This is a genomic window from Streptomyces sp. NPDC051219 (assembly GCF_040682335.1).
GTDB lineage: Bacteria > Actinomycetota > Actinomycetes > Streptomycetales > Streptomycetaceae > Streptomyces.
This window is the reverse complement of sequence record NZ_JBFBAS010000006.1, coordinates 47,631-72,306: the sequence shown is the minus strand read 5'-3', so window position 1 is coordinate 72,306 and position 24,676 is coordinate 47,631. Positions and strand designations below refer to the sequence as shown.

The 24,676-nt window shown below is 69.9% G+C and carries 27 protein-coding genes; 17 read left to right on the top strand and 10 right to left on the bottom strand.

The window, feature by feature from the left end; translation table 11 throughout:
- The first annotated feature begins 9 nt into the window (after positions 1-9).
- Positions 10-624 (top strand): TIGR03086 family metal-binding protein, encoded by a 615-nt coding sequence (locus tag AB0M62_RS09930; protein ID WP_366073628.1) that lies wholly within the window; start codon positions 10-12, stop codon positions 622-624.
- 83 nt (positions 625-707) lie between these two features.
- On the opposite strand, the gene AB0M62_RS09925 is transcribed toward AB0M62_RS09930, so the two are convergent.
- Together AB0M62_RS09925 and AB0M62_RS09920 are read right to left on the bottom strand one after the other, a co-directional pair.
- Complete coding sequence (locus AB0M62_RS09925) at positions 708-1,127, bottom strand: ketopantoate reductase C-terminal domain-containing protein (protein ID WP_366073627.1); 420 nt, start codon at positions 1,125-1,127, stop codon at positions 708-710.
- Complete coding sequence (locus tag AB0M62_RS09920) at positions 1,033-1,653, bottom strand: 2-dehydropantoate 2-reductase N-terminal domain-containing protein (protein WP_366073626.1); 621 nt, start codon at positions 1,651-1,653, stop codon at positions 1,033-1,035. The genes AB0M62_RS09925 and AB0M62_RS09920 overlap by 95 nt, the downstream gene beginning before the upstream one ends.
- Positions 1,654-1,814: 161 nt before the next feature.
- Between AB0M62_RS09920 and AB0M62_RS09915 the strand changes: the two genes are divergently transcribed.
- Positions 1,815-2,414: a 3'-5' exoribonuclease gene (locus AB0M62_RS09915; RefSeq protein WP_366073625.1), complete on the top strand. Its 600-nt coding sequence runs from the start codon at positions 1,815-1,817 to the stop codon at positions 2,412-2,414.
- 89 nt (positions 2,415-2,503) lie between these two features.
- On the opposite strand, the gene AB0M62_RS09910 is transcribed toward AB0M62_RS09915, so the two are convergent.
- Positions 2,504-3,187 (bottom strand): alpha/beta hydrolase, encoded by a 684-nt coding sequence (locus AB0M62_RS09910; protein WP_366073624.1) that lies wholly within the window; start codon positions 3,185-3,187, stop codon positions 2,504-2,506.
- Between the two features lie 47 nt (positions 3,188-3,234).
- Between AB0M62_RS09910 and AB0M62_RS09905 the strand changes: the two genes are divergently transcribed.
- Both AB0M62_RS09905 and AB0M62_RS09900 read left to right on the top strand, forming a co-directional pair.
- Positions 3,235-3,693 (top strand): MarR family transcriptional regulator, encoded by a 459-nt coding sequence (locus tag AB0M62_RS09905; RefSeq protein ID WP_366073623.1) that lies wholly within the window; start codon positions 3,235-3,237, stop codon positions 3,691-3,693.
- Positions 3,694-3,813: 120 nt separating this feature from the next.
- The gene (locus tag AB0M62_RS09900) at positions 3,814-4,926 is read left to right on the top strand and encodes a catalase family protein (protein ID WP_366073622.1); all 1,113 of its coding nucleotides are present in this window, start codon (positions 3,814-3,816) and stop codon (positions 4,924-4,926) included.
- Between the two features lie 300 nt (positions 4,927-5,226).
- Here AB0M62_RS09900 and AB0M62_RS09895 read toward each other — a convergent pair whose 3' ends face one another.
- From AB0M62_RS09895 to AB0M62_RS09865, 7 genes are all read right to left on the bottom strand, one after another.
- The gene (locus AB0M62_RS09895) at positions 5,227-6,672 is read right to left on the bottom strand and encodes a nucleobase:cation symporter-2 family protein (RefSeq protein WP_366073780.1); all 1,446 of its coding nucleotides are present in this window, start codon (positions 6,670-6,672) and stop codon (positions 5,227-5,229) included.
- Between the two features lie 272 nt (positions 6,673-6,944).
- On the bottom strand, positions 6,945-8,321 hold the full coding sequence (locus AB0M62_RS09890) for an 8-oxoguanine deaminase (RefSeq protein WP_366073621.1): 1,377 nt from the start codon (positions 8,319-8,321) through the stop codon (positions 6,945-6,947).
- 237 nt (positions 8,322-8,558) lie between these two features.
- Entirely contained in the window at positions 8,559-9,482 is a 924-nt protein-coding gene (pucL, locus tag AB0M62_RS09885) for a factor-independent urate hydroxylase (RefSeq protein WP_366073620.1), read from the bottom strand.
- Between the two features lie 5 nt (positions 9,483-9,487).
- Complete coding sequence (uraH, locus tag AB0M62_RS09880; protein WP_366073619.1) at positions 9,488-9,892, bottom strand: hydroxyisourate hydrolase; 405 nt, start codon at positions 9,890-9,892, stop codon at positions 9,488-9,490.
- On the bottom strand, positions 9,889-10,401 hold the full coding sequence (gene uraD, locus AB0M62_RS09875; RefSeq protein ID WP_366073618.1) for a 2-oxo-4-hydroxy-4-carboxy-5-ureidoimidazoline decarboxylase: 513 nt from the start codon (positions 10,399-10,401) through the stop codon (positions 9,889-9,891). Before uraD ends, uraH begins: the two co-directional genes overlap by 4 nt.
- 154 nt (positions 10,402-10,555) lie before the next feature.
- Positions 10,556-10,933, bottom strand: a complete 378-nt coding sequence (locus AB0M62_RS09870; RefSeq protein ID WP_366073617.1) for a helix-turn-helix domain-containing protein — start codon at positions 10,931-10,933, stop codon at positions 10,556-10,558.
- Positions 10,930-11,178, bottom strand: coding sequence for a hypothetical protein (locus AB0M62_RS09865; protein WP_366073779.1), 249 nt, complete (start codon positions 11,176-11,178; stop codon positions 10,930-10,932). The genes AB0M62_RS09870 and AB0M62_RS09865 overlap by 4 nt, the downstream gene beginning before the upstream one ends.
- A 180-nt stretch (positions 11,179-11,358) precedes the next feature.
- On the opposite strand from AB0M62_RS09865, the gene AB0M62_RS09860 reads away from it, so the two are divergent.
- The 13 genes from AB0M62_RS09860 to AB0M62_RS09800 all read left to right on the top strand — a co-directional run bounded on the left by AB0M62_RS09860 (position 11,359) and on the right by AB0M62_RS09800 (position 24,632).
- Positions 11,359-12,447, top strand: coding sequence for a lytic murein transglycosylase (locus AB0M62_RS09860; RefSeq protein WP_366073616.1), 1,089 nt, complete (start codon positions 11,359-11,361; stop codon positions 12,445-12,447).
- Between the two features lie 54 nt (positions 12,448-12,501).
- Positions 12,502-13,587, top strand: a complete 1,086-nt coding sequence (locus AB0M62_RS09855; protein WP_366073615.1) for a sigma-70 family RNA polymerase sigma factor — start codon at positions 12,502-12,504, stop codon at positions 13,585-13,587.
- A 100-nt stretch (positions 13,588-13,687) separates the two neighbouring features.
- On the top strand, positions 13,688-14,632 hold the full coding sequence (locus tag AB0M62_RS09850) for an ABC transporter ATP-binding protein (RefSeq protein WP_366073614.1): 945 nt from the start codon (positions 13,688-13,690) through the stop codon (positions 14,630-14,632).
- Positions 14,629-15,399 carry an ABC transporter permease gene (locus AB0M62_RS09845; RefSeq protein ID WP_366073613.1) on the top strand — a complete coding sequence of 257 codons (771 nt, stop codon included), beginning with the start codon at positions 14,629-14,631 and terminating at the stop codon, positions 15,397-15,399. The genes AB0M62_RS09850 and AB0M62_RS09845 overlap by 4 nt, the downstream gene beginning before the upstream one ends.
- A 3-nt stretch (positions 15,400-15,402) precedes the next feature.
- Positions 15,403-16,221, top strand: coding sequence for an ABC transporter permease (locus AB0M62_RS09840; RefSeq protein ID WP_366073612.1), 819 nt, complete (start codon positions 15,403-15,405; stop codon positions 16,219-16,221).
- Positions 16,222-16,226: 5 nt separating this feature from the next.
- A complete protein-coding gene (locus AB0M62_RS09835; RefSeq protein WP_366073611.1) occupies positions 16,227-17,498 on the top strand; it encodes an MCE family protein in 1,272 nt (423 codons plus the stop codon).
- Positions 17,495-18,532, top strand: a complete 1,038-nt coding sequence (locus AB0M62_RS09830; protein ID WP_366073610.1) for an MlaD family protein — start codon at positions 17,495-17,497, stop codon at positions 18,530-18,532. The genes AB0M62_RS09835 and AB0M62_RS09830 overlap by 4 nt, the downstream gene beginning before the upstream one ends.
- 8 nt (positions 18,533-18,540) lie before the next feature.
- Complete coding sequence (locus AB0M62_RS09825) at positions 18,541-19,521, top strand: MCE family protein (protein ID WP_366073609.1); 981 nt, start codon at positions 18,541-18,543, stop codon at positions 19,519-19,521.
- Complete coding sequence (locus AB0M62_RS09820; RefSeq protein ID WP_366073608.1) at positions 19,518-20,669, top strand: MCE family protein; 1,152 nt, start codon at positions 19,518-19,520, stop codon at positions 20,667-20,669. Before AB0M62_RS09825 ends, AB0M62_RS09820 begins: the two co-directional genes overlap by 4 nt.
- Positions 20,666-21,973, top strand: a complete 1,308-nt coding sequence (locus AB0M62_RS09815) for an MCE family protein (RefSeq protein WP_366073607.1) — start codon at positions 20,666-20,668, stop codon at positions 21,971-21,973. The genes AB0M62_RS09820 and AB0M62_RS09815 overlap by 4 nt, the downstream gene beginning before the upstream one ends.
- Entirely contained in the window at positions 21,970-23,250 is a 1,281-nt protein-coding gene (locus AB0M62_RS09810) for an MlaD family protein (RefSeq protein WP_366073606.1), read from the top strand. Before AB0M62_RS09815 ends, AB0M62_RS09810 begins: the two co-directional genes overlap by 4 nt.
- Complete coding sequence (locus tag AB0M62_RS09805; protein WP_366073605.1) at positions 23,247-23,798, top strand: hypothetical protein; 552 nt, start codon at positions 23,247-23,249, stop codon at positions 23,796-23,798. Before AB0M62_RS09810 ends, AB0M62_RS09805 begins: the two co-directional genes overlap by 4 nt.
- 45 nt (positions 23,799-23,843) lie before the next feature.
- Positions 23,844-24,632, top strand: coding sequence for a hypothetical protein (locus AB0M62_RS09800; RefSeq protein WP_366073604.1), 789 nt, complete (start codon positions 23,844-23,846; stop codon positions 24,630-24,632).
- Positions 24,633-24,676 lie beyond the last annotated feature (44 nt).

The window sequence follows — 24,676 nt, the reverse complement described above, 5'->3', positions numbered from 1 at the left end:
CCGATGGATATGGACACGAACACGGAGGCACCCATGCTCGACCTCGCACCCGCCGCCCGGCAGGTGGCCCGGCTGCTGGACACCATCGGCGCGGACCAGCTCGCGGACCCCACTCCCTGCCCCGACTACGCGGTACGCGACCTGCTGGCCCACTTCGTCGGCCTCACCGCCGCCTTCCGTGACGCGGCGGCGAAGGAGCTGGGACCGACGACGAACACCGATCCGGGCGCGTCCCGGCCGGTGCTCGGCGACGACTGGCGCACCGTCCTGCCGCGGCAGCTCGACGAGCTCGCGGCGGCCTGGCGCGCGCCGGAGGCCTGGGAGGGCATGACGCAGGCGGGCGGCGTCACCCTCCCCGCGGACGTTGCCGGCCAGGTCGCGCTCAACGAGTTGGTCATTCACGGCTGGGACCTGGCCCGCGCGACCGGGCAGCCGTACACGCAGGACCGGGCGAGCCTGGACGCGGCGTACGAGGTGCTGGCGCCCGCGGCGGACGATCCACAGTCGCGCGGCTCGCTTTTCGGCCCGGTCGTCCGGGCACCGCGGGACGCCCCACTGCTGGACCTGGTGATCGGACTCAGCGGTCGCCGTCCCGACTGGAAGCCGGGGACGGATCCGTCGTAGCTGTGTCGGGGGCTGTGGCCGCGGGGCCCTCGCGGGCCCGCGCGCGCCATGGCCGGGTGCGGCCCCGGCGGGACCGCCCCGGTTCACCGCGGTTCGAGTGCGTGGCCGGCGGCGCGGTGCTGGTGCACGCGCAGACTGAGGGTGGCCAGATCGAGCAGGGGGGTTTCGACCGACAGGGCGCGGGCCCGGGTCAGTAGGTCGCCGAAGACGTGCTCGACCTCTGTCGGGCGTCCGGCCACGACGTCGCGGTACATCGAGGGTGCGAAGGGGGACCCCGCCTGTGTCATCGTCGCCGTAGTGGCGGCCAGTTCGTCCTCCGGGACGGAGTATCCGGCCGCGGCCGACACCGCGGCGGCCTCGGCCAGGACGGCGCGGGCGACAGCGGATCCACCGGGGACGGCGTTTACGTCACCGACCGTGCCGCGCATCAGGCAGGTCAGCGCGCCGGCGGTGGTGATGAAGACCCACTTGTGCCACATCGCCGCGACGATGTCCGCCGACACGCTCGCGTCGATGCCCGCGACCTGCAGGAGCGCGTGGATCTCGGCCGCCCGCGGTGACGGCGGGCCGTCCTGTTCGCCGATGACCAGGCTTGCCGGCGGGGCCAGCCGGACGATGTCTCCGTCTCCGTTCTCCGTTCAAGGTGGTGACGACCTTGGCGACGCCGCCCATAACCGCTCGGCCACCGAAGCGGGCATTGAGCTCGTCGAGATGGGCCAGGCCGTTCAGAACGGGGACGATCGCGGTCCGCGGACCGATCGCCGGCGCGACGTCCTCCATGGCCTGCTCAAGAGCCGTGGCCTTCACCGACAGCAGCACCACGTCGTACGGGCCCGCGAGTTCGGTGGCGGTGACCAGCTGGGGAACGATCACCTCCTCGGCACCGAGCCCGGTGATGCGCAGACCCCGGCGGCGCAGAACGGCGGCCCTGTGCGGGCGGACCAGGAAGGTGACATCCCGTCCCGCCCGGGCGAGGCGGGCACCGAAGAAGCCCCCCGTGGCTCCCGCGCCCGTAACGAGGATTTTCATACGTAGGGCCCTTCGACAAGTGTTCAATGGAAGGCGAACACCCCGAGCGTATGATCGTCATCGGACATTCGGCAAGAGGCCGGGGACACTCCCCGGCGCGCTCCCGAAGCGCGCCGGAAACCCGGATGACCCAGGAGGACGGGGCCTGCCATGCTCCCCCTATGCCCCCCCGAGTGAAACCCAGCCTCTACATCTCAGTCGACGTCGAGGCCGACGGCCCGATCCCCGGGCCGTACTCGATGATCAGCTTCGGCGCTGCCGTGGCCGGACGGCAGGATGCAGACGGATATCGGCCGGCCGACCCCGAACAGGCCACCTTCTACCGCGAACTGCGGCCCATCAGCGAGGAGTTCGTTCCTGAGGCCCTGGCCGTCAGCGGCCTCGACCGGGACCGGCTCCTTGCCGAGGGGGCGGAACCGGCCGTCGCGATGGCCGAGTTCAGCGCCTGGGTGCGGGAGGCCGGTGCGGGCGCACAGCCCGTGATGTGCGGGTACCCGGCCTCGTACGACTGGACCTTCCTGTACTGGTACCTGCAGCGCTTCACCGGAGCCAGCCCGTTCGGCCATTCCGGCTGCCTGGACATGAAGACGCTGTACGCAACGAAGGCCCGGCTGCCGCTGCGCGCCGTCGCGAAGGGCACGATGCCGCGCGAGCTGCTCTCACGGCGACGGCACACCCATCACGCCCTGGACGACGCGATCGAACAGGCGGAGCTGTTCAGCAATCTCATGCGCTGGGAAGGATCCGGAGGCCCGAGGTGACCGGGCGCGCCTCAGTCGCGGGATTCTGACGCACCGTCGAAGAGAACGCATGCGCGACCGTCGGCCGACAGCGGCAGCGGACGGGGCGGTCAGCCGCTGAAGAAATCACCGACCTCCTGGGCGAACTGACGTGGCTCCACCTCGTGGACCCGGTGGCCGACGGGGATCGTGATCAGCCGGCAGTCGGGGATCAGGTCGGCCATGTCCTGGATCCGGCCCTGCGGCATGGAGCTGTCGTGGCCGCCGGACACGATCAGGGTGGGCACGGTGATCTCCCCCAGCCGCTCCCGCCACTGCGGATCGGGACTGGAGATCTGCCGCTGGACCGCCGGTGCGACCGGCCAGTCGTAGTCCAGCGGTTCGTCGGGCGCCACCAGATCCACCGGTTCCCGGGGAAACGGCGGCGGTGTCTCCTCCAGTACGAGCCGCTCCACCCGGTCCGGATACTCCTGGGCCAGCAGATAGGCGACCACGCCGCCCATCGCGTGCCCGACCAGACCCACCCGGTCCAGGTCGGACTCGTCGAGGAATCCGAGCACGTCGTCCCGGATCAGCTCGAGCGAGTACTCGTCCGGCCAGTCGCTCTCGCCGTGCCCGCGAAGGTCGAGCGCGTACACCCGCCACTCCTCACCGAGCGCACGGCCGGCCTGCTCCCAGTCCGCCGAGGACCCGCCGAGGGCATGCAGCAGCACGACGGGCGCGCCGTCCGGGTCTCCCCAGGTCCGGTACGCCAGCCGCACATCGCCCACGTCGACTACAGAGTGATCGTCCATGCCCCCGACGCTACAGCCCGACGCGACTGATCACGGACAATGGGCCCATGGGTGAGATCAGACCTCCGGCCGTTTCCATGGCGCTCGACGACCAGCTGTGCTTCGCGCTGCACTCTGCCTCCCGGGCGGTGACTGCGGCGTACCGGCCCGTGCTCGCCGAGCTGGAACTGACCTATCCGCAGTACCTGGTGATGCTGGCCCTCTGGGAGCGCGGGGACGTCCCGATGAAGCAGCTGGGCGCGGTGCTCGGGCTGGACTACGGCACGCTCTCCCCACTGCTCAAGCGGCTGGAGGCGGCCGGACTGGTCCGCCGGGAGCGGCAGGCGGACGACGAGCGGCTGATCACCGTGTCCGTGACGGAGAAGGGCCGGGCGCTGCGGGCCCGCGCGGAGCAGGTGCCGGGGGCCATGGGGCGGAGCTACGGCTTGACCGTCGAGGAGGCGGACCGGCTGCGTGCGCAGTTGCGGGATCTGATCGACCGGCTGAGCCGGGCCGGGACGGCCTGACCGAGTCCCCCACCGAAGGGTGAGACCCCTCAAGTCCAGTTACATCGTGCACAATTAAATTGTGCGCTATCGTTCTGGAGGGCGAGCTGCCCCGCCGCCGGTCGCACAGAGGAGTGCCTTATGGAATTCGTCAGGTACGAGGAGTACACCCCCGTCGAGCGCCCCACCTATCGGCAGGAACTCGACGAGATCGTCCGCAACGTCGCGCACGGCACCCGGGAGTCCGTCGAGCGGCAGGGCGCGGCTCGTGCCGTGCGGACCGCGCACGGCAAGACCTACGGCCTGGTGAGGGCGACCGTCACGGTGGGTGAACTGCCCGGCCCGTACACCCAGGGGATCTTCGCCGCACCGGGCGTCTACGACGCCGTGGTGCGCTACTCGAACGGGCTGGGACACCTTCGCGCGGACTCCTTGCTCGGCGCGGCCTGCGGCATGGGGGTCAAGATGTTCGGCGTGCCCGGCGCCTCCCTGCTGGCGGACGAGGCCGAGGCTTCCACCTTCGACCTCAACCTGATCAACAACCGGGTGTTCTTCGCCAACACGGCCTACGACTACATGGTGATCGAGCGCCTGTTCGCCGAACTGCCCGACGCCCTGGTGAACCCGGCCCGGCGGAAGTCCTGGATGGGCGAGTTCCTCACCCGGCAGGGGACCCTGGAGACGGCGGACGAGTGGCTGTGGGACGAGCTGTTCGCGATGCTGTCGTTCGCAAAGGTCCCGCGCCAGAACCTCTTCTCGTACACGTACAACAGCATGGGCGCCTTCCGGTACGGCGACCACATCGCCAAGCTGCGCACCGTCCCGACGCCGGACTCCCTGGCCGGCATCGGGCACGGCACCGTCGATGTGCTCGCGGACGGCGAGGCCTTCCGCAACACGCTGGTGGCGGAGGCCGGTGAGCGCGACCACTTCTTCGACCTCCAGGTCCAGTTGAACGCCGACCTGGTCCGGATGCCGGTGGACAACACCTCGGTGGAGTGGCCGGAGCAGCTGTCCCCGTGGGTCACGGTGGCCCGGATCGCCATTCCCCGCCAGGACATCTCCGGCGCGGACAACCTCGCCGCCGCCGACGGCACCTCGATCACCCCGTGGCGCGTGCGCGAGGACCACCGGCCCATCGGCGAGATCCAGCGCGTGCGCGAGGAGGTCTACCGGCGCTCCTCCGTCGAGCGGCACCGCCTGAACGGACAGCCGCGCCAGGAGCCGGCGAGCAGCGCCGAGCTCCTGGGCTGAGCCGTCGGCTGGGTCAGGGCTGCGGGATCGGACCGTCCCGAGCGGATTGAGCTCGTCCGCCTCGCCCTCGAAGGCGAACAGCAGCAGGTCCGTCAACCGCTGTCCGGGTCGTCGAGATCGCTCAGGTCGTCGGGGCCCGGCGTGAGGTTCCCCGCGGTGCCCTCCCGGCGCTGCGCCGGGAGCCCCGGTTCGAGCGGCCGGTTCGGACAGCGTGACCTTCCCGCGCATGGCGAGAAGCGAACGCGGACACACCGCAGCCGCCCCGGTCGTATCCCCCGGGGCGGCTGTGCCGTGCGCGGATCAGTGGACCGCGACCGGTTCCGAGACCGGTTCCGGGGTCGCGGTGACGAGTGGCTCGTCCGCGCTTCCCTTCTTCCCCAGGTGGTTGAAGGCCAGGTTGAGGATGATGGCAACCACGCACCCGGTGCTGATGCCCGAGTCGAGCACCACCAGCAGGTCCTCGGGGAAGGCGTGGTAGAAGCCCGGCGCGGCGATCGGGATCAGGCCGATGCCCACCGACGCGGCGACGATGAGCGCGTTCTCGCCCTTCTCCAGGGCGGCGCCCGCCAGCGTCTGGATGCCGCTCGCTGCCACCGAGCCGAAGAGGACGATGCCCGCGCCACCGAGGACCGGCAGCGGTACCAGGGCGATCACCGAGGCCAGCACCGGGCACAGGCCGAGCAGGATCAGGATGCCGCCGCCGGCCGCGACGACGAAGCGGCTGCGCACCTTGGTCATGGCGACGAGCCCGATGTTCTGCGCGAACGCGCTGCACATGAAGCCGTTGAAGAGCGGGCTGATGGCACTGCCCAGGGTGTCGGCCCGCAGGCCGCCCTCGATGGTCTTCTCGTCCGCCGGGCGGCCGACGATCTTGCCCAGCGCCAGCATGTCGGCGGTGGACTCGGTCATGCAGACCAGCATCACGATGCACATCGAGATGATCGCGGCGACCTCGAACTGCGGCGCCCCGAAATGGAACGGGGTCGGGAAGCCCACCAGGTCGGCGTTCTTGATGGCGTCGAAGTGGGTGATGCCCACCGGCACGGCGATGAGTGTGCCCGCCACCAGCCCGAGGAGGATCGCGATCTGCTGGAGAAAACCGCGCAGCAGTTTGCGCAGGGCGAGCACGATCACGAAGGTCAGCCCCGCCATCCCGATGTTGGTCATCGAGCCGTAGTCGGTGGCCTGGGGATTGCCGCCCTGGGACCAGTTGAAGGCGACGGGCAGGAGGGAGACACCGATCAGGGTGATCACGGTGCCGGTGACCACGGGCGGGAAGAACCGGACCAGTTTCCCGAAGTAGGGGGCCGCGAGGAAACCGAGCACGCCGGCGACGATGATCGCACCGAAGATGATCGGTATCGCGTTGTCGCCCTCGCCCTTTCCGATTGCGATCATCGGGGTCACTCCGGCGAACGAGACACCGTTGACGAAGGGGAGCTTGGCGCCGATCTTCCAGAACCCGAGGGTCTGGAGGAGGGTGGCTATCCCGGCCGTGAAGAGGCTGGCCCCCATAAGGAAGGCCGTTTCCGTGGCGGAGAGGCCCACTGCGGGGCCGACGATCATGGGCGGGGCCACCACACCCGCGTACATGGCGGCCACGTGCTGCAGGCCGCTGGTGAACATTTTGACAGGGGGCAGGGTCTCGTCAACCGGATGCTTCCCGGTGTCGGTTTCCCCCTCTGCCTGTACGGCCGAGGATCCGGGGGTCGTGCCCCGGGAGAGTGCGGCGCGAAACCTGGGCATTGCGGCCACGGCGGTTCCTCCGGTCGGTTACACGCCGACAGGGACGTGGGTGTCAGGGAGGTGGAGCGAAGCGGTGCGGTCGTGCGGGTGAAGCCTGTGGTGCAGGTGGTGCAGGTGGTGCGTGCCCAGTTGAAACGAGTCACCGTCCCGGGGGGTGCGGACACTCTTGCCCGAACCCCCCGGACACGGCTGCCATGAACCCCGCTCGGGTCCAGGGCCGCCGGCCGGGGGCCGTCCCCCCCGGCCGGACTTCTGTGTCGCGGCCGGAGGGATCAGCCCTCGGCGGCGATACGGGCGAGGCGCTGGGCCTCGTTCCGCGCGGAGCGCGCGATGGCGTCCTCGTCGACGGTGAGCAGACGGTCGTTCCGCACGATCTGCTTGCCGTTGACGAGCGAGAGGGTGACCGGGGCCGCCGCGCCGAAGACGATGGCGGTCACCGGGTCGGCGATGGTGGAGTGGCCGAGCCCGTCGATCTTCCACATGACCAGGTCGGCGAGCTTCCCGGCCTCGAGTGAACCGATCTGGTCGGCGCGGCCGAGCACCTGGGCACCGCCGTACGTACCCAGACGCAGCGCCTGGCGGGCGTTGAGCGCCGCCTCGCGGTGCGCGCCCAGGCGGTTGATCAGCAGCGCGTTGCGCAGCTCGGTGTGCAGCTCGCCGGACTCGTTGGAGGCGGTGCCGTCGACACCCAGGCCGACCGGGACGCCGGCCTTCAGCATGTCCGGGACCCGGGCGATGCCGGCGGCCAGGCGGGCGTTGGAGGACGGGCAGTGCGCGACACCGGTCTTCGTACGGGCGAAGGCTGCGATGTCCGAGTCGTTCATGTGGACGCAGTGCGCCATCCACACGTCCTCGCCGAGCCAGCCGGTCGACTCGAAGTAGTCGGTGGGGCCCATGCCGAACAGTTCCTTGCAGAACTGCTCCTCCTCCACGGTCTCCGAGCCGTGGGTGTGCAGGCGTACGCCCTTGCGGCGGGCCAGTTCGGCGCCCTGGCGCAGCAGTTCGGTGGAGACGGAGAACGGCGAGCAGGGGGCGACCGCCACCTGCGTCATGGCACCGAATGAGGAGTCGTGGTACTTGTCGACGGTCTCCTCGGTGGCGGCGAGCGCGCCTTCGAGGGTCTCCACGGCGAAGTCCGGCGGCAGGCCGCCGTCCTTCTCGCTGCGGTCCATGGAACCGCGGGCCAGGGTGAACCGGACGCCCATTTCGGAGGCGGCGCCGATGATCGCGCCGGAGAGGTCGCCGGAACCCCGCGGGTAGACGTAGTGGTGGTCCATCGCGGTGGTGACACCACCGCGGGCCATCATGGCGAGGGAACCCTGGGCGGCCGCGCGGGCCATCGGCTCGTCGATGCGCGCCCACGTGGGGTAGAGCGCCACGAGCCAGTTGAAGAGGTTGTGGTCGGTGGCCAGACCACGCGTGATCCACTGGTAGAAGTGGTGATGCGTGTTGATCAGGCCGGGCGTGACCAGGTGACCGGTGCCGTCGACGCGGCGGACCACGTTCTCCAGGTTCGCGGGAGCTTTGCCCGCGCCGACCGACTCGATCACGTTGTCCGCGACGACGATGTGGCCGGAGGCGTACTCGGTGTCGTTCGCGTCCACGGTCGCGATGGCACAGTTCTCGATGACGATGCGCGAAGCCGCCATGGCGGTTCCTCGTTTCTTCCCTCGGGCTGCTGCCCGGTTCGTACGGACCCGGGGGCCGAGCGGGGTGACGACCGAGTCCGTGCTGCACGTACCACCGCATCATGGCGGCCGCACGCGCAGGTAGTGCGCAGATGCCCCCGCTCACCTCCGGGCCCCCGGAACGGCACTTCCGTCCCGGGGGTCGACGCCGGCGCGCGCGTCAGAGGTTTCGAGGCGTGTCGTCCGGGGCGGACGACGTCAGAGGTTGGTCATGTCGACCGGGATCTGCGGCTCGACGCCGTCCCGCAGGACGGTGGCCTCGATGAGACCGTACGGGCGGTCGGCCGCGAAGTAGACCTCGTTGTCGTTCTTGAGCCCGAACGGCTCGAGGTCGACCAGGAAGTGGTGCTTGTTGGGGAGCGAGAAGCGGATCTCGTCGATCTCGCTGCGGCTGTTGATGATCCGCGAACCCATTTGGTACAGCGTCTGCTGGAGCGAGAGCGAGTAGGTCTCGGCGAAGGCCTGGAGCATGTGCTTGCGCGCCTGCTCGTAGGACTTCTCCCAGTTCGGCATCCGCTGCTCGTCGCTGGACCAGCCGTAGCGCCACTGGGCGGACACCTGGGTGGCGAGGATGCGGTCGTACGCTTCCTTCAGGGTCGTGTACTTGTCCTTCACGTAGCCCCAGAACTCCGAGTTGGTGGAGTTCATGACCACGAGGTCCTTGAGGCCCGAGATGACCTCCCACTTCTCACCGTCGAAGGTGATCTGCGAGACGCGGGTCTCCTGGCCCTTGCGGACGAAGGAGTGCTTGACCTCGTCGGCGCCGATGAAGCGTGAGTTGTTGTCCGAGGTCTCGATGCGCTCCCAGGCGTACTCCTCGATACGGATACGCGCCCGGTGGATCGGCTCCTGGCTGTTCACGAAGTGACGGGCCAGGTGGATGCCGAACTGCTCGGCGGACTCGATGCCGTACTCCTTGGCGAACGCGTACACCGTGTTCTTGGTGGTGTCGGTCGGCAGGACGTTGGCGTTGGAGCCGGAGTAGTGGACGTCCTCCATGTCGCCGGAGAGGGCGACGGATACGTTCAGGTCCTTGATGTGGTGGGTGTCGCCGTCCCGCGTGATCTTGACGACGCGGTTCTCTGCTTTGCCGTACTGGTTCTGGCCGAGAATCGTGGGCATGTCTGCTAGCTCCCTCGGTAAACGGAGTAGCCGAACGGGTTGAGCAGCAGCGGTACGTGGTAGTGCTCGCCCGGCGTGACGGCGAAAGTAATCGTCACCTCGGGGAAAAACGCACCGCTGTCCCTTACGCGGGGGGCGTCCTGCTGCGCCTCGGCTTGCTTCACTGTGTTGACTGGACGCGTGAAGTACGTCTCGGTCTCGAAGTCGAGACGTACGTGGGTGGTGCCTTCCGGCAGTGCCGGCAGGTCCTTGCAGCGCCCGTCCGCGTCGGTCGCGGAGCCGCCGAGCGCCGTCCAATCCGCGCCGGACCCGCTGCGGGCCGACAGGAGGATGGCGACGCCCTCGGCGGGGCGGCCGATGCTGGTGTCCAGGATGTGCGTGGACACCGAAGCCGTGGTGGCGGTACTCATGCGGTCTCTTCCTCCAGGAGGCGGGTCAGGCGGATACGGTTGATCTTGCCGAGCTCGGTGCGGACGATCTCCCGCTCCTGCTCCGGCGAGTTGCCGATCCTGGCCTTCATCGCGTCCCGCATCTGCTCAGCGGTCGCACCGGTGGCGCAGATCAGGAAGACATGGCCGAACCTCTCCTGGTACGCCAGGTTCAGTTCGAGCATCTCCGCCTTGAGCTCCTCGGAGGCCCCCGCCATTCCCCGCTGCTCGCGGGAGGAGGTCGGGTCGCCGGGCTTCGGCCTGCCGATCGGCGGGTGGCCCGCCATCGCTTCGTCCAGGTCCGCGTCGGTGAGTCCCGCCATGGCGGCGTCGCTCGCGGCGAACAGGGCGTCTGCGGTGGCGTACGGGCGCTGGGCGAGCACTTCGCTCCCCCATGCCGAGCTGGCACACACCTCGTGGAGTGCGGCCCGTGCCGCACTGTCCTCAAGGGTGTTGAACCGGGCCGGACCCGGTGTCGGACTCGAAGTCACGGGAAGCCTCCGTGGCTGCATTTCACTTGCGTTGGACGGGCTTCGCATAGCTAACGCCCTCCACAACACCGCGTCAACACTTTGTTGAAATCTCGCGTACACAAAAGCCGCCGCCCGGGCATCCGGACGGCGGCTCGCCACTCATTGTGATCACCTAGTCGCTCTTGGCTGCGTTCTCGCGGTTCAGGTAGTTGTAGACGGTGAAGCGGCTTACCCCGAGAGCCCCCGCGACGGTCTCCACTCCATGGCGCACGGAGAAGGCGCCGCGCGCCTCCAGGCTCCGTACCACCGACTGCTTCGTCTTGCGGTCCAGCTCGGCGAGCGGTCTGCCGTGCTGCCGCTCCAGCGCCGCGAGGATGTGGTCGAGGGAGTCCGCGAGCTGCGGAAGGCGGACGGCGAGGACGTCTTCGCCCTCCCAGCTGAGTATGACGTCGTCCTCGGAGGCCTCGCCGGGCGCGAGCAGCTCCGCCCCCATGGCGTCCACGAGCGGCTTGACCGCGCGTACGAGTGCGTGATCGGCGGGCCCGGTCATGCCTGCTCCTCCAGCACGTTGACCTGGAGGGAGACTCGCGTGGCGCCGGCCGCGAGGGCCTTGCGCAGCAGTGCGTCGACGGCGGTCAGCACCTCGTCCGCGCCGCCCTCGGCGGTGTTGCCGAACGGGCCGACGTCCACCGTGTCCAGGTCCGCGCCCTGAACGACGTCACGGGCGGCCAGCGCGTGCGGCGGCGGCTCATCCAGGTCGAACGGCTCGGTCGTGAACTCCACTCTCAGTCGCACCATGCCCCCACGTTAGCCGTGCCCTCCCGCGTCGCTGTCCGCCTCCCCTCCCGTCCGGGTCCGCCGGGACGCCCCGGTCCGCGCGACGGACCGGGGCCCCCGCCGCGTAGAGCAGATGACGGAAAGCCGTACCGGTACTCATCCGGCGGTGCGGCAACGGCACAGGGAGGGGCCTGCATCATGCCAGGACGCAAGCACGGAGCGGTACGGGGAACGGCGGTCGCGGCGGCGGCCATGGCTGCGCTGACCGCCTCGCAGGCGCCGGGACAGGTGGCGGCCGCCTCCGCTCCGCAGGAGGCGGCGGCCGCGCCGGGACACGCCGTCCCGGGCGACACCGCCTTCCGCACCGAGCTCCCGCCGCTGCGGACACTGGACGGAGCGGGCGCGGCGGCGGGCGGGCCGGACGATGGCTCGGCGGTGACCGTGCACGGAGGGGTGCCCGCCACGGTCCTGGACGCGTACCTGCGGGCCGAGTCGGCGCTCGCGGACAGCGACCCCGGCTGCCATCTGCGCCGGCAGCTGCTGGCCGCGATCGGTCAGGTGGAATCCGGACAGGCGCGCGGCGGCCGGGTGACCGCGGACGGTACGACCCTCGCCCCGATCCTAGGGCCGCGGCTGGACGGGGACCGGTTCGCCCTGATCCGGGACACGGACGGCGGAGCGTACGACGGGGACTCGGCCTACGACCGCGCGGTCGGACCGATGCAGTTCATTCCGTCGACGTGGGCCGGGTGGGGCGCCGACGGCAACGGTGACGGTCGCGCCGATCCCAACAACGTGTACGACGCGGCCCTCGCCGCCGGCCGCTATCTTTGCGCGGCCGGAGGGGACCTGGCCGACCCGGCCGGTCTTGACCGGGCCATCCTCGGCTACAACCACTCCGAGGCCTATCTGCGTACGGTCAGGGCCTGGTACGCGTACTACCTGGAAGGGCACTTCGCGGTGCCGGACCACCACGCCGGCGCCGGTGACCGTCCGAAGCCGCAGTCCCCCGCTCCCGAGCCCAGCTCCTCCCGTCCGGCGCGCCCGGAGCCCTCCCCTTCGGCCACCGCCGCGCCCGGTACGCCAACGCCCTCGCCCACGCGAACCGCGCCGGGCAGCGGCCCGGTCCCCGCGGAGCCGCTCTTTCCGCTTCCCGGAACCGCCACCGCAACCGCAATCCCCGGCGACGGCGTGCTGCCCGGTGCACTCCCGCAGGCCGGCAGCGGTGACAACGGTAAGGACTCGATGAGCGCCACCCCCTCCACAACCCCGGCTACCCGGCGGTAATGTCGCAATCCGCGGGGCGGAGCGGGCCCGGCGGGTGAGCGCAAAGGGGCCCTCATGGCGACGGACATGCATCCCGCGCAGCCGGGCGTGGCAGGCGGCACGGGCGCGAAAGCGGCCCACGACCGCTGGCAGCGGGCGTGGAGCCACCGCGAGCAGTTGCTCAAGGTGGCCCGCCGCAGATCCATGAGCCCGGAGGACGCCGAGGACGCCGTGCACGAGGCGATGCTGCGCGCCGCGGAGAACCCGCACCTCGACGACGAACGGCTGGGCGCCTGGCTGACCACGGTCACCGTGCGGCTGTGCGTCGACCGGTACCGGCAGGTCAACCGCGAGGCCGAAGTGCGCAGCAGTCCCCGGCTGATCGCCCCCGGACCGGCGCCGGTCGAGGAAGTGGTGTGCGACCGCGCCGAGGCGAAGTGGCTGGCCGTACGGAGCGGGGAGCTGCCCGCCCGTCAGGCGGAGGCGCTCCGGCTGAAGTCGGAGGACCTGGACGTCGGGCAGGTCGCCGACGAGATGGGTCTGACGTACCAGGCGGTGGAGTCGCTGCTGGCCAGAGCCCGCCGGACGCTGCGCACGTCGCTGGCCGGCACCCTGGGTCTGGCCCTGTGGCTGTGCGGCCGTGGCCGGCCGCGGATGGGCGGCAACGCCCAGGCGATGGCCGTGGCTTCGACGGCCGCGACCCTGGTGGTCGCGGTCCTCGTCCTGCCGTACGTCCACGACGAGGACCGGCAGGTCTCGCCGCGGCCCGCCACGCCCTCGACCTCGCAGGCCGCCGATGTCACGACACCGGGTCACGACCGGACACGGCCGTCGGCCGAACGCCCCGGCCCGCCGGCCGGTGACGGCACGGCCGCGTCGCCCGGCGACGGGCTGCCCGTGCCGTCGTCGCTGCCGGCGCTGCCCCCAGTCCCGCTACCGGCCCTGCCGACTCCGGACGTCCCCGATGTGCCCGCCGTACCTGCCGTGCCCGAGGTGCCTCTGCCCGAGGTGCCCCTGCCGTCGTCGGCCGTGCCGGCTCCATCCGTCCCGGTGGACGTGCCCGGCGTACCCGAAGTACCGGCGGCGCCGGACGCGCCGACCCGGCAGACCGCGCCCGTCGAGCTGCCGGACGGCCCCGCGCACACCGCTGTTACCCCCTGATTTCCGCCCCGGGAAAAATTTCACGATCGCCGCGACAGACCGGCCGCCCCTCCCCGTAGAGCAGATGTAGGAGCTGCTCCACGGCTGAAGGGTGAACCGGATGGGTGTCGAGATCTGCGTGGAAGGACTGAGCAAGTCCTTCGGGCGCCAGGTCATCTGGCAGGACGTCTCACTGACGCTGCCCGCCGGGGAGGTCTCGGTCATGCTCGGCCCGTCGGGCACCGGCAAGTCGGTGTTCCTCAAGACGCTCGTCGGGCTGCTCAGGCCGGAGCGCGGCTCCATCCGGATCGCCGGAACGGACATCACCGAGCTCCGCGAACACGATCTGTACGAGATACGGAAGCTGTTCGGCGTGCTGTTCCAGGACGGCGCGCTGTTCGGGTCGATGAATCTGTACGACAACATCGCGTTCCCCCTGCGGGAGCACACTCGCAAGCAGGAGAGCGCGATACGGCAGATCGTCCTCGAGAAGATGGACATGGTCGGACTGATCGGCGCCGAGGAGAAGCTGCCCGGCGAGATATCCGGCGGAATGCGAAAACGGGCCGGTCTGGCGCGTGCCCTGGTGCTCGACCCGGAGATCATCCTCTTCGACGAGCCGGACTCGGGTCTCGACCCGGTGCGCGTGGCCTACCTCAACCAGCTGATCGTCGATCTCAACGCGCAGATCGACGCGACCTTCCTGATCGTCACGCACGACATCGCCTCGGCCCGGCAGGTCCCGGACAACATCGGGCTGCTGTTCCGGCGCGAGCTGGTGATGTTCGGCCCCCGTGAACAGCTGCTGACCAGCGACGAGCCGGTCGTACGGCAGTTCCTGAACGGACGGATGCAGGGGCCGATCGGCATGGCGGAGGAGAAGGACGCCGCCCAGGTCGAGCAGGAGCTCCTGCAGCTGAGCGACGGAGAACGGGGCGCCACCGCGGAGACCGCGGTCATGACGCCCCGCCTGCTGCCCAGCGCCGGGATCACCCGCCCGCCCCGCTGGGAAGCCATCGCGCGGCGCGAGGCGGAACTCCACCGAGGGGTGGTGACGGACGCATGAGTCTGTCTCCGGTCGGCGCGCTGCGACAGTCGGGCAGCCTTTTCGCGATGGCCCTGGACGTCGTCCGGACGCTGCCCCGACGACCCTTCCAGATGCGGGAGTTCATCCAGCAGACCTGGTTCATCGCGAGTGTCACGATCCTGCCCACCGCGCTGGTCTCCATCCCCTTCGGGGCGGTCATCGCCCTTCAGATCGGCAGCCTGACCCGGCAGCTCGGGGCCCAGTCGTTCTCGGGCGCCGCCTCGGTGCTCGCGGTGCTCCGGGAAGCCTCGCCGATCGTCACAGCACTGCTCATCGCGGGAGCGGGCGGTACCGCGATCTGCGCGGACCTCGGGGCACGCAAGATCCGCGAGGAGATCGACGCGATGCAGGTCCTGGGCATCGATCCGATACACCGGCTGGTGGTACCGCGCGTGCTGGCCACAATGCTGGTGGCGGTGCTGCTCAACGGACTGGTGTCCGTGGTCGGAGTGGCCGGCGGCTACTTCTTCAACGTGATCCTGCAGGACGGCACGCCCGGCGCCTATCTGGCCTCCTTCACCACCCTCGCCCAGCTGTCCGATCTGTGGGCGGCCGAGCTGAAGGCCCTGGTGTTCGGTGCGATCGCCGCGATCGTCGCCTCGTACAAGGGACTGACCGCGAAGGGCGGGCCCAAGGGCGTGGGCGATGCCGTCAACCAGTCGGTGGTGATCACTTTCATGCTGCTGTTCGTCACGAACTTCGTGATGACCGCGGTGTACTTCCAGGTCGTTCCGCAGAGGGGTTGACCGATGCCGCTGATGAATCGTCTGCTGCTGGACCGCCTCGAGGAACTGGGCACCCAGCTGTCCTTCTACGGGCGCTCACTGGCCTGGACCGGCCGCACCCTGCGCCGCTACAAGAAGGAGATCCTGCGTCTGTTGGCCGAGGTGAGCTTCGGCCGCGGTGCCCTTGCCGTGGTCGGAGGCACGGTCGGCGTCATCGCCTTCCTGTCCTTCTTCACCGGTACCGAGGTCGGCCTCCAGGGGTACGCGGCGCTCAACCAGCTCGGCACCTCCAACTTCGTCGCGTTCCTGTCGGCGTACTTCAACACCCGTGAGATCGCCCCGCTGGTGGCCGGACTCGCCCTGTCCGCGACGGTCGGGGCCGGGTTCACCGCGCAGCTCGGAGCGATGCGGATCAGTGAGGAGACCGACGCGCTCGAAGTGATGGGCGTCCCCTCGCTGCCCTTCCTGGTGACGACCCGGATGATCGCCGGTTTCGTCGCCGTGATTCCGCTGTACGTGGTCGGGCTGCTGTCCTCGTACTTCGCCGCGCGGACGATCACCACCGGCTACTACGGGCAGTCCGCGGGCACGTACGACCACTACTTCCAGCAGTACCTGCCGCCGGTCGACGTGTTCTGGTCCTTCGGCAAGGTGATCGTCTTCGCAGTCGTGATCATCCTGGTGCACTGCTACTACGGCTACTACGCGAGCGGCGGCCCGGCCGGAGTCGGGGTCGCGGTCGGCCGTGCGGTGCGGACCTCCATCGTCGCCATCAACCTTCTGGACTTCTTCCTCAGCCTCGCGATCTGGGGCGCCAACACCACCGTCCGGATTGCGGGGTAGGGCCGATGCGTATTCCAGTACCCGTCCTGACGCGCAGCGCGCGACTGCGGCTGTACGGCATCGTCTTCATCGCCGTCATCGCGGTTCTGCTGTCGCTGTCCGTCGCCGTCTATCAGCAGGCGTTCACCTCCGTCGTACGGATCACCCTGGAGGCGTCCAGCCTGGGCAACCAGCTGGACCGGCGGGCCGACGTCAAGCTCCGCGGGCTGCTGGTCGGCGAGGTGCGCGAGGTGCGCGCCGACGGCGAGAAGGCGACGCTCGACATCGCCCTCAAGCCGGAGCACGTCTCCCGCATCCCGGCCGACGTGCAGGCCCGGCTGCTGCCCAAGACGCTGTTCGGCGAGAAGTACGTCGACCTGGTGATTCCCCAGGAGCCGTCCACCCGGCACATCCGCGCGGGGGACGTCATCACCCAGGACCGCTCCAGGGTCGGCATCGAAGTCCAGCAGCTGATGAACGACCTGCTGCCGCTGCTGCGCACCGTCCAGCCCGCCGAACTGAACGCCACACTCTCCGCGTTCGCCATCGCGCTCGAGGGCCGCGGCGATCGGATCGGCGACAACCTCACCCGCGTCGAGCAGTATCTGAGCCGCCTCAACCCGCACATGCCGTCCCTGAGGGAGAACATCTCCCGGTTCGCCGACGTGGCCGAGGTGTACGGGGACGCGGCGCCCGATCTGCTGCGGATTCTGCGGAACACCGTCACCACCAGCCGCACCCTCGTCGAGAAGCAGGAACAGCTCGCCGCCGCACTCGGCTCGACCGCCACCATGGCCGGCACGGCGAAGACGTTCTTCGACGAGAACGGCGACCGGCTGATCACTCTCGGCCGCGTCTCGCGCCCCACGCTGGCACTGTTCGCCCGCTACGCACCGGAGTACCCCTGCCTCCTGGACGGCCTGGTGAAACAGACGGCGAGGTCCGAAGAGGCCTTCAGGGGCGGCGAGATGCGTATCACCCTCGAATTCGTCCGCCCGCGATCCGCTTACCGACCCGGCGAGGAACCGCGCTATGCAGAGCGCTCAGGACCCGATTGCAGAGGTCTCCCCCACCCCCACGTGCCCGCTCCGGACACCAAGCTCAATGACGGTACGTCAAGCCGGAGTTCGGCAAACGCGCTGCCCGGCGGGTCCCATGTGTCCGCAACGGAGGCCGAGCAGCGGGCCGTCGGTTCGCTCGTGGCCCCGGTCTTGGGGGTCCCCGCCGACGAGGTGCCGGCCGTGGCGACGCTGCTGTTCGGCCCGATGGCACGCGGAACGGCGGTGAGCGTCGTATGAGGACGGGACGCGCCACGGAGACCGCGGCACCGCTAATCAAGTTCTGTGTGTTCGCGGTGGTCACAGTGCTGGCGACCGCGCTGCTCGCGGCCACCATCGTCAACGTCTCCTTCACCCCCGAGCACACGTACCGCGCGGTGTTCAGCGATGTCACCAGCCTGGAGGAGGGCGATGACATCAGGGTGGCCGGAGTGCGGGTGGGCGAGGTCGAGGAGATAAAGATCAAGGACCGGACGCTCGCCGAGGTCTCCTTCACCGTCACGCGAGACCGCCCGCTGTTCACCACCACCGGCGCCGTCATCCGCTACCGGAGCCTGGTCGGCCAGCGGTACATCGCGCTGACGGAGGGCGCCGGCAGCGGCAAGCAGCTCAGCCCCGGCGGCCGGATCCCGCTGTCCAGGACCGAGCCGGCGCTCGATCTCAACGCGCTGCTGGGCGGATTCAAGCCGCTGTTCGCCGCGCTGAGCCCGAAGGACGTGAACCAGCTCGCCACCGAGATCGTCAAGACGCTCCAGGGTGAGGGCGGAACGGTCAACAGCCTGCTCGCCCACACGGCCTCGCTGACCACGACGCTCGCCGACCGCGACGCGCTGATCGGGTCCGTGGTCGACAACCTCAACGAGGTGCTGACGACCCTGGACAAGCGCGGCACGCGCTTCTCCGCGCTGCTCAAGCAGTTGCAGCGGGTGATCTCGGGGCTGTCCGCCGACCGCAAGCCCATCGGCGACTCACTGGCGAACATCGGCGCCCTGACCGAGGCCACCTCGGGTCTACTGAAGGACGCCCGGCCGCCGCTGCGCGACGACATCGCCGAACTGACCGACCTCACCGGAACGCTGAACAAGAACGAGAAGACCGTGGAGGGCGTCCTGAAGCGGCTGCCGAGCAAACTCAACAAGCTGACCGGGACGGCGTCGTACGGCTCCTGGTTCAACTTCTACCTCTGTGACTTCGACGGCCGGATCGTGCTGCCGAAGACCAGGGAGGTCATCACTCCTGAGCTCCATGTGGCACGGGCGAGGTGCGGCGGATGAGGCCCCGGATGGTTCCGTTCCGTGACCGCAATCCGGTGGTGATCGGGGCCATCGGTATCTCCACGCTCGCGCTGCTGGCCGCCGCCGCGTTCAACGCCGACAGCCTTCCGCTGATCGGCGACGGTGAGACATACAGCGCGGCCTTCTCGGAGGCGGGGGGACTAAAGCCCGGCGACGAGGTGCGGATCGCCGGCGTCAAGGTCGGCAAGGTCAACGAGGTCGACCTGGACGGCGATCACGTCAAGGTGACCTTCCGGGTCAAGGGCGATCCGGAGTTCGGCACCAGGACCGGCGCCTCCATCCGGATCAAGACGATCCTGGGCGCCAAGTACCTCTCACTGGAGCCGCAGGGCGAGGGGCAGTTGCAGCCCGGCAGCGAGATCCCGCTGAACCGGACGGTTCCGGCGTACGACGTCGTGGCGGCGTTCAGCGATCTGACCACCACGACGGAGCAGGTCGACACGGACCGGCTGGCGACCGCCCTGGACACCCTCTCCACCACCTTCGAGGACTCGCCGGAGGAGGTCCGGGCGTCCATCAAGGGTCTCTCGAGGATCTCCCGGACCGTCGCGTCCCGCGACAAGGCACTGCGGGAACTCCTCGACCACGCCAACGGAGTCACCGGTGTGCTCTCGGACCGTACCGAGGAGTTCTCCGGACTGATCAAGGACGGCGACAAGCTGTTCAAGGAGATCTCGAAGCGGCGCGCGGCGATCCACGCGCTGCTCAAGAGCTCGGCCGCGCTCGGCATCGAACTCTCCGGCCTGGTGAAGGACAACAGCAAGCAGATCGGCCCGGCGCTCAAGGGCCTGAACACGGTGGTCAGGATGCTCGAACGCAACCAGGCGAGCCTCGACCGCAGCGTCGCGCTCCTCGCGCCCTATGTGCGGGTCTTCACCAACACCCTCGGCAACGGCCGTTGGTTCGACAGCTACATCCAGAACCTCGTCGCCACCCCGGTGGTCCCGCGGACGGGAGGCTCGCGATGAACGGCCGCTTCGCGCTGAAGGGGCGTCTCACGCGCCGCCTAGCGCTGGTCACCGTGCTGGTGCTCGTCGCCACGACGGCGGTCGTCCTCTGGCCCCGCTCGTCCCCGGTCCAGGTCACGGCCTACTTCCCACGCACCGTCGGCATCTACCCCGGCTCGGACGTCCGCGTCCTCGGGGTCCGGATCGGTGAGGTCAAGAAGATCACGCCGGAGGGCCGGCGAGTGCGGGTGGAGCTGGAGTTCGAGCCCGGGCGCAAGGTCCCCGCCGAGGCGCGGGCGGCCATCATCAACTCCTCGGTGGTCAGCGACCGCTATGTGCAGATGCTGCCCGTCTACCGCGGCGGACCGAGGATGCGCGACGGCGCCGTGATACCCGAACACCGCACCGCCGTACCGGTCGAGCTGGACCGTATTTTCGAAAGTCTCCACACCACGTCCGAGGCGCTCGGCCCGCGAGGCGCGAACGCGGACGGTTCCCTCTCCCGGCTGCTCGGTGTGAGCGCCGACAACCTCCAAGGCCAGGGCAAGCAGCTGCACCAGACGGTCGAGGACCTGTCGCTGGCGGTCACCACGCTGTCCGACGGCAGGCAGGACCTGTTCGGCACCGTGCGCAATCTTCAGGTGTTCACGGCCGCGCTGGCGGCCGACGACAGTAATGTGCGGTCGTTCAACGACAGCCTCGCCAAGGTGGCCGACCAGCTCGCCGGGGAACGGAAGGACCTCGCGGCTGCGCTGAAACATCTGGGCGTGGCCCTCGCCGATATCAGCGACTTCGTGAAGCACAACAAGAAGGCGCTGACGGCTGATGTGAAGGGCCTCAGCAAGGTGACCAAGGTGCTGGTCACCCAGCGCGCCGCTCTGGAGGAGCTGTTGGAGGTCGCCCCCGCCGGGCTCTCCAACCTGCAGAACGCCTACAACCCGTCCTCCGGCACCCTCGACACCCGCAACAACCCCGACCAGCCGCAGGACCCGGCCGCGCTGCTGTGCTCCCTGCTCAAGACGACCGGGGACGCCGGCGGAAAGAACCCCGACTGCCGGGAGCTGCAGAAACTCTTCGACTCCCTGCCGGAACTGCCCCACGCCGCACCGGTGTCGGGTACCGGCCCGGTCGACCGGACACTCGGCGGAATCCTGGAGGCCGGCGCATGAGCGTACTGCGCAAGGGCGGGGCGGCCGGGGCAGCCGCCTGGGCGGCCGTCGGTTCGCTGCTGTTGACGGGCTGCGAGTTCAACGGCCTGTACGACGTCCAGCTGCCCGGGGGCGCCGCCGCGGACGGCGACTCCTACCGGGTCACCGTGGAGTTCAGGGACGTTCTCGATCTCGTGCCGCAGTCGGCCGTGAAGGTCAACAACGTCACCGTCGGAGCTGTCGAGAAGGTCGAACTGGTTGGCTGGCACGCCCGGGTACGGCTGCGGGTCGACCGCTCGGTGAAGCTGCCCGGCAACGCGATCGCCGATCTGCGGCAGACCAGCATGCTCGGCGAGAAGTACGTGTCACTGTCGGCCCCGCCGGATACCGCGTCCGTCGGCAGCCTCACCGACGGCGACCGGATCCCGCTGTCCCGCAGTGGCCGCAACCCGGAGATCGAAGAAGTGCTGTCCGCGCTGTCCGCGCTGCTCAACGGCGGCGGAGTGGCCCAGCTCAAGACGATCACCGTGGAACTGAACAAGGCCCTGGAGGGCCGGGAGAACCGGGTCAAGTCCTTGCTCACCGAGCTGGACACCTTCATCGGCGGCCTCGACGGCCAGCGCAAGGAGATCGTCCGGGCGCTCGAAGGCATCGACCGGCTGGCCGCGACGCTCGCCAAGGAGAAGAAGACGATCGCCCTGGCCGTCGACACCATGCCGCCCGCCCTGAAGGTGCTCGCCGACCAGCGCCGGAAGCTGACCAGGATGCTCACCTCCCTGTCGCAGTTGGGGAAGGCGGGCACCGGCGTGATCAACGCCTCGCGGGACGACGTGGTCGCCAATCTGCGGAGCCTGCGGCCGATCCTGGAGCAGTTGAACAAGGCGGGCGACGATCTGCCGAACGCCTTGGAGCTGATGACGACGTATCCATTCCCGCGCAACGCGACGAACGCCATCAAGGGTGACTACGTCAACCTCAAGGTCACCGCCGATCTCGACCTCGCCGCCATCTACGGCAATCTCACCGACTTGCCCGAGAAGCCGGGGAAGCCGGGGAAGCCCGAGCTGCCGGACGTACCGGAGCTGCCCGGTGTCCCCGGTGTCCCCGGAGTGCCCGGTGCGCCTCTGCCCCCCGCGCTGCCCAAGCCGCCGAAGCCGCCGGGCGGACCCGGCGCTCCCACGGGTCCGCCGGACAGCGGCGATCTGCTGTGCCCGCCGATGTGCACCAGCAGTTATGCCGCCTACGGCAACGGGAAGGGCGACGGCCTCCCGCCCGGGGTCGATCTCGCCCTCGCGGAGCTCATGCTGAAGGGGATGCAGCCGTGATCACACGTACGGTCAAGGCCCAGTTGCTCGCCTTCGCCACCGTCACCGCCGTGGGTGTGTCGTACGTGGGCGCCCAGTACACGGGGATGACCGACGCCCTCCTCGACCGCGGTTACACCGTGCGCGCCGACTTCGCCGACTCCGGGGGCATCTTCTCCGGAGCCGAGGTCACCTATCGCGGGGTGCCGGTGGGCCGCGTCGGCGAACTGCGGCTGACCGGCTCGGGCGGCGTGTCCGTGGCGTTGGACATCGAGGACGCGTCGCAGATCCCGGCCGACACGCTGGCGGTCGTGGCGAACCGTTCGGCGGTCGGCGAGCAGTACGTCGATCTCCAGCCGCGCGCGTCCGGCGGCCCCTACCTGCGTGAGGGCAGCACGATCGCCCGCCGCGACACGCGGGTACCGCTGCCGACCACGGATCTCGTCCTCAGCCTGGACCGGCTCGTCAACTCCGTCGGCAAGAAGGATCTGCAGATCACGGTCGACGAGCTGGGCAAGGCCTTCGCCGGGACCGGCCCGCACCTGAGCCGCCTGGTGGACTCGGGCAACGAGCTGGTCGAATCGGCTTCCGCCTCGCTCCCGCAGACCATCGCGCTGATCGAGGACTCACGGACGGTGCTGAAGACACAGGCCGACCAGGGCTCGGCCATCAAGTCGTTCTCCCGCGATCTGGCGGCCCTCACCACCGAGCTCAAGTCCAGCGACGGTGACATTCGCCGGCTGATCGGCGCCGGTGCGCCCGCCGCGCAGGAGGTGAACTCGCTGCTCCAGGCCAACCGGCCCCATCTGCCGGTCCTGCTGGGGAACCTGATCAGCGGCGGGCAGATCACGGTGGCGCGGCTGCCCGGCGTGGAGCAGGCCCTGGTCACCTTTCCGGTGGTGGTCGCGGGCAGTCACACGGTGATCCCGGGCGACGGCACCACCCACTTCGGCATGGTCGTGAACGCCGACGATCCGCCGCCGTGCCGGCAGGGGTACACCACGCAGCGCCGCGACCCCTCGGACACGAGCGAGCGCCCCGCGAACACCGGTGCGCGCTGCGCCGCCCCCCGGGGCGGCGACACATCGGTCCGGGGCGCCCAGAACGCCCCCGGCGCCTCGGGGCGCGGTGGTCCCGGCGGGGCGGAGCGGGCCGCGTACATCACCCCGTACGACCCGGAGACCGGCACCGCCGTCGGCCCGGACGGAACGCCTGTCGAGATCGGCTCGACAGGCGGCGAACAGAGCATGTTCGGAAAGGACTCGTGGCAATGGCTGCTCGTCGGACCGATGGCATGAACCGAAGCCCTCTCGCACCCGTGACCCGGCCGCTGCGCGCCCTCGGCGGCAGGCTGAAGCAGGCCGCCCGGCTCGGCCGGGCACTGCCCGCGGCACTCGCCGTGGCAACCCTCGTGACGACGGCCCTGGCCGTGTGGCTGAGCGTGCAGGTGGTCGAGCAGCGCGCGGAGCAGAAGCGGAACCAGGACATCCTGGCTGCCGCCCGCCAGTCGGCGCTGAACTTCACCTCGCTCGACCACCGGCACTACGCGCGGGACAGCAAGAGCGTGCTGGACGGCGCCACCGGCGACTTCAAGCAGCAGTTCGCGGCGCAGACCGAGGAACTGACGAAGCTGGTCGCCGCCAACAAGTCGGTGTCCGAGGGACAGGTGCTCGAAGCGGGCATCACCCGGGCCGACGACCGCACCGCCCGCGTGCTGGTCGTCGCCGACAGCAAGGTGACCAACACCGCCGCCCCCGAGGGACAGGCCCGCACCTACCGCCTGCAGCTCGACCTCGTACGCGAGGACGGCCGATGGCTGACCTCCAACGTCGAGTTCGTCGGCTGACCGCGCGCACCCGTACCACCCGTACCACCCGTGAGGAGAGACACCGTGGCGAACCCGACCACCCGAGGCCGAGGCGCCGGCTCGCCCGGCCGCCGCTCAGTGACCGCAGCCGCCCGCGCCGCGGCCCGACGCACCGAGCGTGCCGGTCTCGCCGGGGCCGGCACGCCGCTCGTGCAGCGGCCACCGGAACAGCACGCCGGACGCGTCCTGCGCGTGGATGAGCCGGTCTCCGGCCCGCAGGCGCCGGACGAAGCCGGGGACGCCGGCTCGGGGACCGTGGATTCCAGGGATGCGGGTTCCAGCGACATGGCGTCCCGGCCGTCACGCGGGCGGCGGCGCGGGCTGGTCATGGCCGCCCTCGCCGTCCTGGTCGTGACCGGGCTGGTCGCGGTCGCGGTGCTCGGGTGGGCGTACCAGGACGGCAGGCGGGCGGACGCGGCGCGGGTGCAGGCACTGGCCGCCGCGCGGAAGGCGGCGCCGGTAGTCCTGTCGTACGACCACCGCCGGCTGGAGAAGGACTTCGCGGCGGCGCTCGGCCATCTGACCGGTCCCTTCCGGGAGGAGTACCGCAGGACGACCACGGCGGTGGTGGCGCCGACGGCGAAGAAGTACCAGGGAGTCGTCAGGGCCACGGTGGTGAAGCCTCCGGGAGGTGGTGCCCCGGCAGCCTCGGTGGTGTCGGCCTCGCCGGACCGAGCGGTCGTCCTGCTCTTCGTCAACCAGGTCACCAGGAGCACCCAGGTCACGGGCGACCGTGTCGACCTGAACCGGGTGCGGATGACTCTCACCCGCACCCCCGAAGGCTGGAAGGTGAGCGCCGTCGACGCGCTGTAGTTCCGTACGAGAGCGGCCCCCCGAGCTGGGACGACAGAGGCCTG

Excerpts from the sequence above, each read along its gene's own strand:
- AB0M62_RS09825 (WP_366073609.1), top strand. The coding sequence starts at position 18,541 with ATGGTTCCGTTCCGTGACCGCAATCCGGTGGTGATCGGGGCCATCGGT.
- AB0M62_RS09840 (WP_366073612.1), top strand. The coding sequence starts at position 15,403 with ATGCCGCTGATGAATCGTCTGCTGCTGGACCGCCTCGAGGAACTGGGC.
- AB0M62_RS09830 (WP_366073610.1), top strand. The coding sequence starts at position 17,495 with ATGAGGACGGGACGCGCCACGGAGACCGCGGCACCGCTAATCAAGTTC.
- AB0M62_RS09930 (WP_366073628.1), top strand. The coding sequence starts at position 10 with ATGGACACGAACACGGAGGCACCCATGCTCGACCTCGCACCCGCCGCC.
- AB0M62_RS09910 (WP_366073624.1), bottom strand. The coding sequence starts at position 3,187 with ATGGACGATCACTCTGTAGTCGACGTGGGCGATGTGCGGCTGGCGTAC.
- AB0M62_RS09900 (WP_366073622.1), top strand. The coding sequence starts at position 3,814 with ATGGAATTCGTCAGGTACGAGGAGTACACCCCCGTCGAGCGCCCCACC.
- AB0M62_RS09815 (WP_366073607.1), top strand. The coding sequence starts at position 20,666 with ATGAGCGTACTGCGCAAGGGCGGGGCGGCCGGGGCAGCCGCCTGGGCG.
- AB0M62_RS09820 (WP_366073608.1), top strand. The coding sequence starts at position 19,518 with ATGAACGGCCGCTTCGCGCTGAAGGGGCGTCTCACGCGCCGCCTAGCG.
- AB0M62_RS09860 (WP_366073616.1), top strand. The coding sequence starts at position 11,359 with ATGCCAGGACGCAAGCACGGAGCGGTACGGGGAACGGCGGTCGCGGCG.
- AB0M62_RS09805 (WP_366073605.1), top strand. The coding sequence starts at position 23,247 with ATGAACCGAAGCCCTCTCGCACCCGTGACCCGGCCGCTGCGCGCCCTC.
- uraH (WP_366073619.1), bottom strand. The coding sequence starts at position 9,892 with ATGAGTACCGCCACCACGGCTTCGGTGTCCACGCACATCCTGGACACC.
- AB0M62_RS09855 (WP_366073615.1), top strand. The coding sequence starts at position 12,502 with ATGGCGACGGACATGCATCCCGCGCAGCCGGGCGTGGCAGGCGGCACG.
- AB0M62_RS09845 (WP_366073613.1), top strand. The coding sequence starts at position 14,629 with ATGAGTCTGTCTCCGGTCGGCGCGCTGCGACAGTCGGGCAGCCTTTTC.
- pucL (WP_366073620.1), bottom strand. The coding sequence starts at position 9,482 with ATGCCCACGATTCTCGGCCAGAACCAGTACGGCAAAGCAGAGAACCGC.
- AB0M62_RS09920 (WP_366073626.1), bottom strand. The coding sequence starts at position 1,653 with ATGAAAATCCTCGTTACGGGCGCGGGAGCCACGGGGGGCTTCTTCGGT.
- AB0M62_RS09850 (WP_366073614.1), top strand. The coding sequence starts at position 13,688 with ATGGGTGTCGAGATCTGCGTGGAAGGACTGAGCAAGTCCTTCGGGCGC.
- AB0M62_RS09835 (WP_366073611.1), top strand. The coding sequence starts at position 16,227 with ATGCGTATTCCAGTACCCGTCCTGACGCGCAGCGCGCGACTGCGGCTG.
- AB0M62_RS09905 (WP_366073623.1), top strand. The coding sequence starts at position 3,235 with ATGGGTGAGATCAGACCTCCGGCCGTTTCCATGGCGCTCGACGACCAG.
- AB0M62_RS09870 (WP_366073617.1), bottom strand. The coding sequence starts at position 10,933 with ATGACCGGGCCCGCCGATCACGCACTCGTACGCGCGGTCAAGCCGCTC.
- AB0M62_RS09915 (WP_366073625.1), top strand. The coding sequence starts at position 1,815 with ATGCCCCCCCGAGTGAAACCCAGCCTCTACATCTCAGTCGACGTCGAG.
- AB0M62_RS09895 (WP_366073780.1), bottom strand. The coding sequence starts at position 6,672 with ATGCCCAGGTTTCGCGCCGCACTCTCCCGGGGCACGACCCCCGGATCC.
- AB0M62_RS09890 (WP_366073621.1), bottom strand. The coding sequence starts at position 8,321 with ATGGCGGCTTCGCGCATCGTCATCGAGAACTGTGCCATCGCGACCGTG.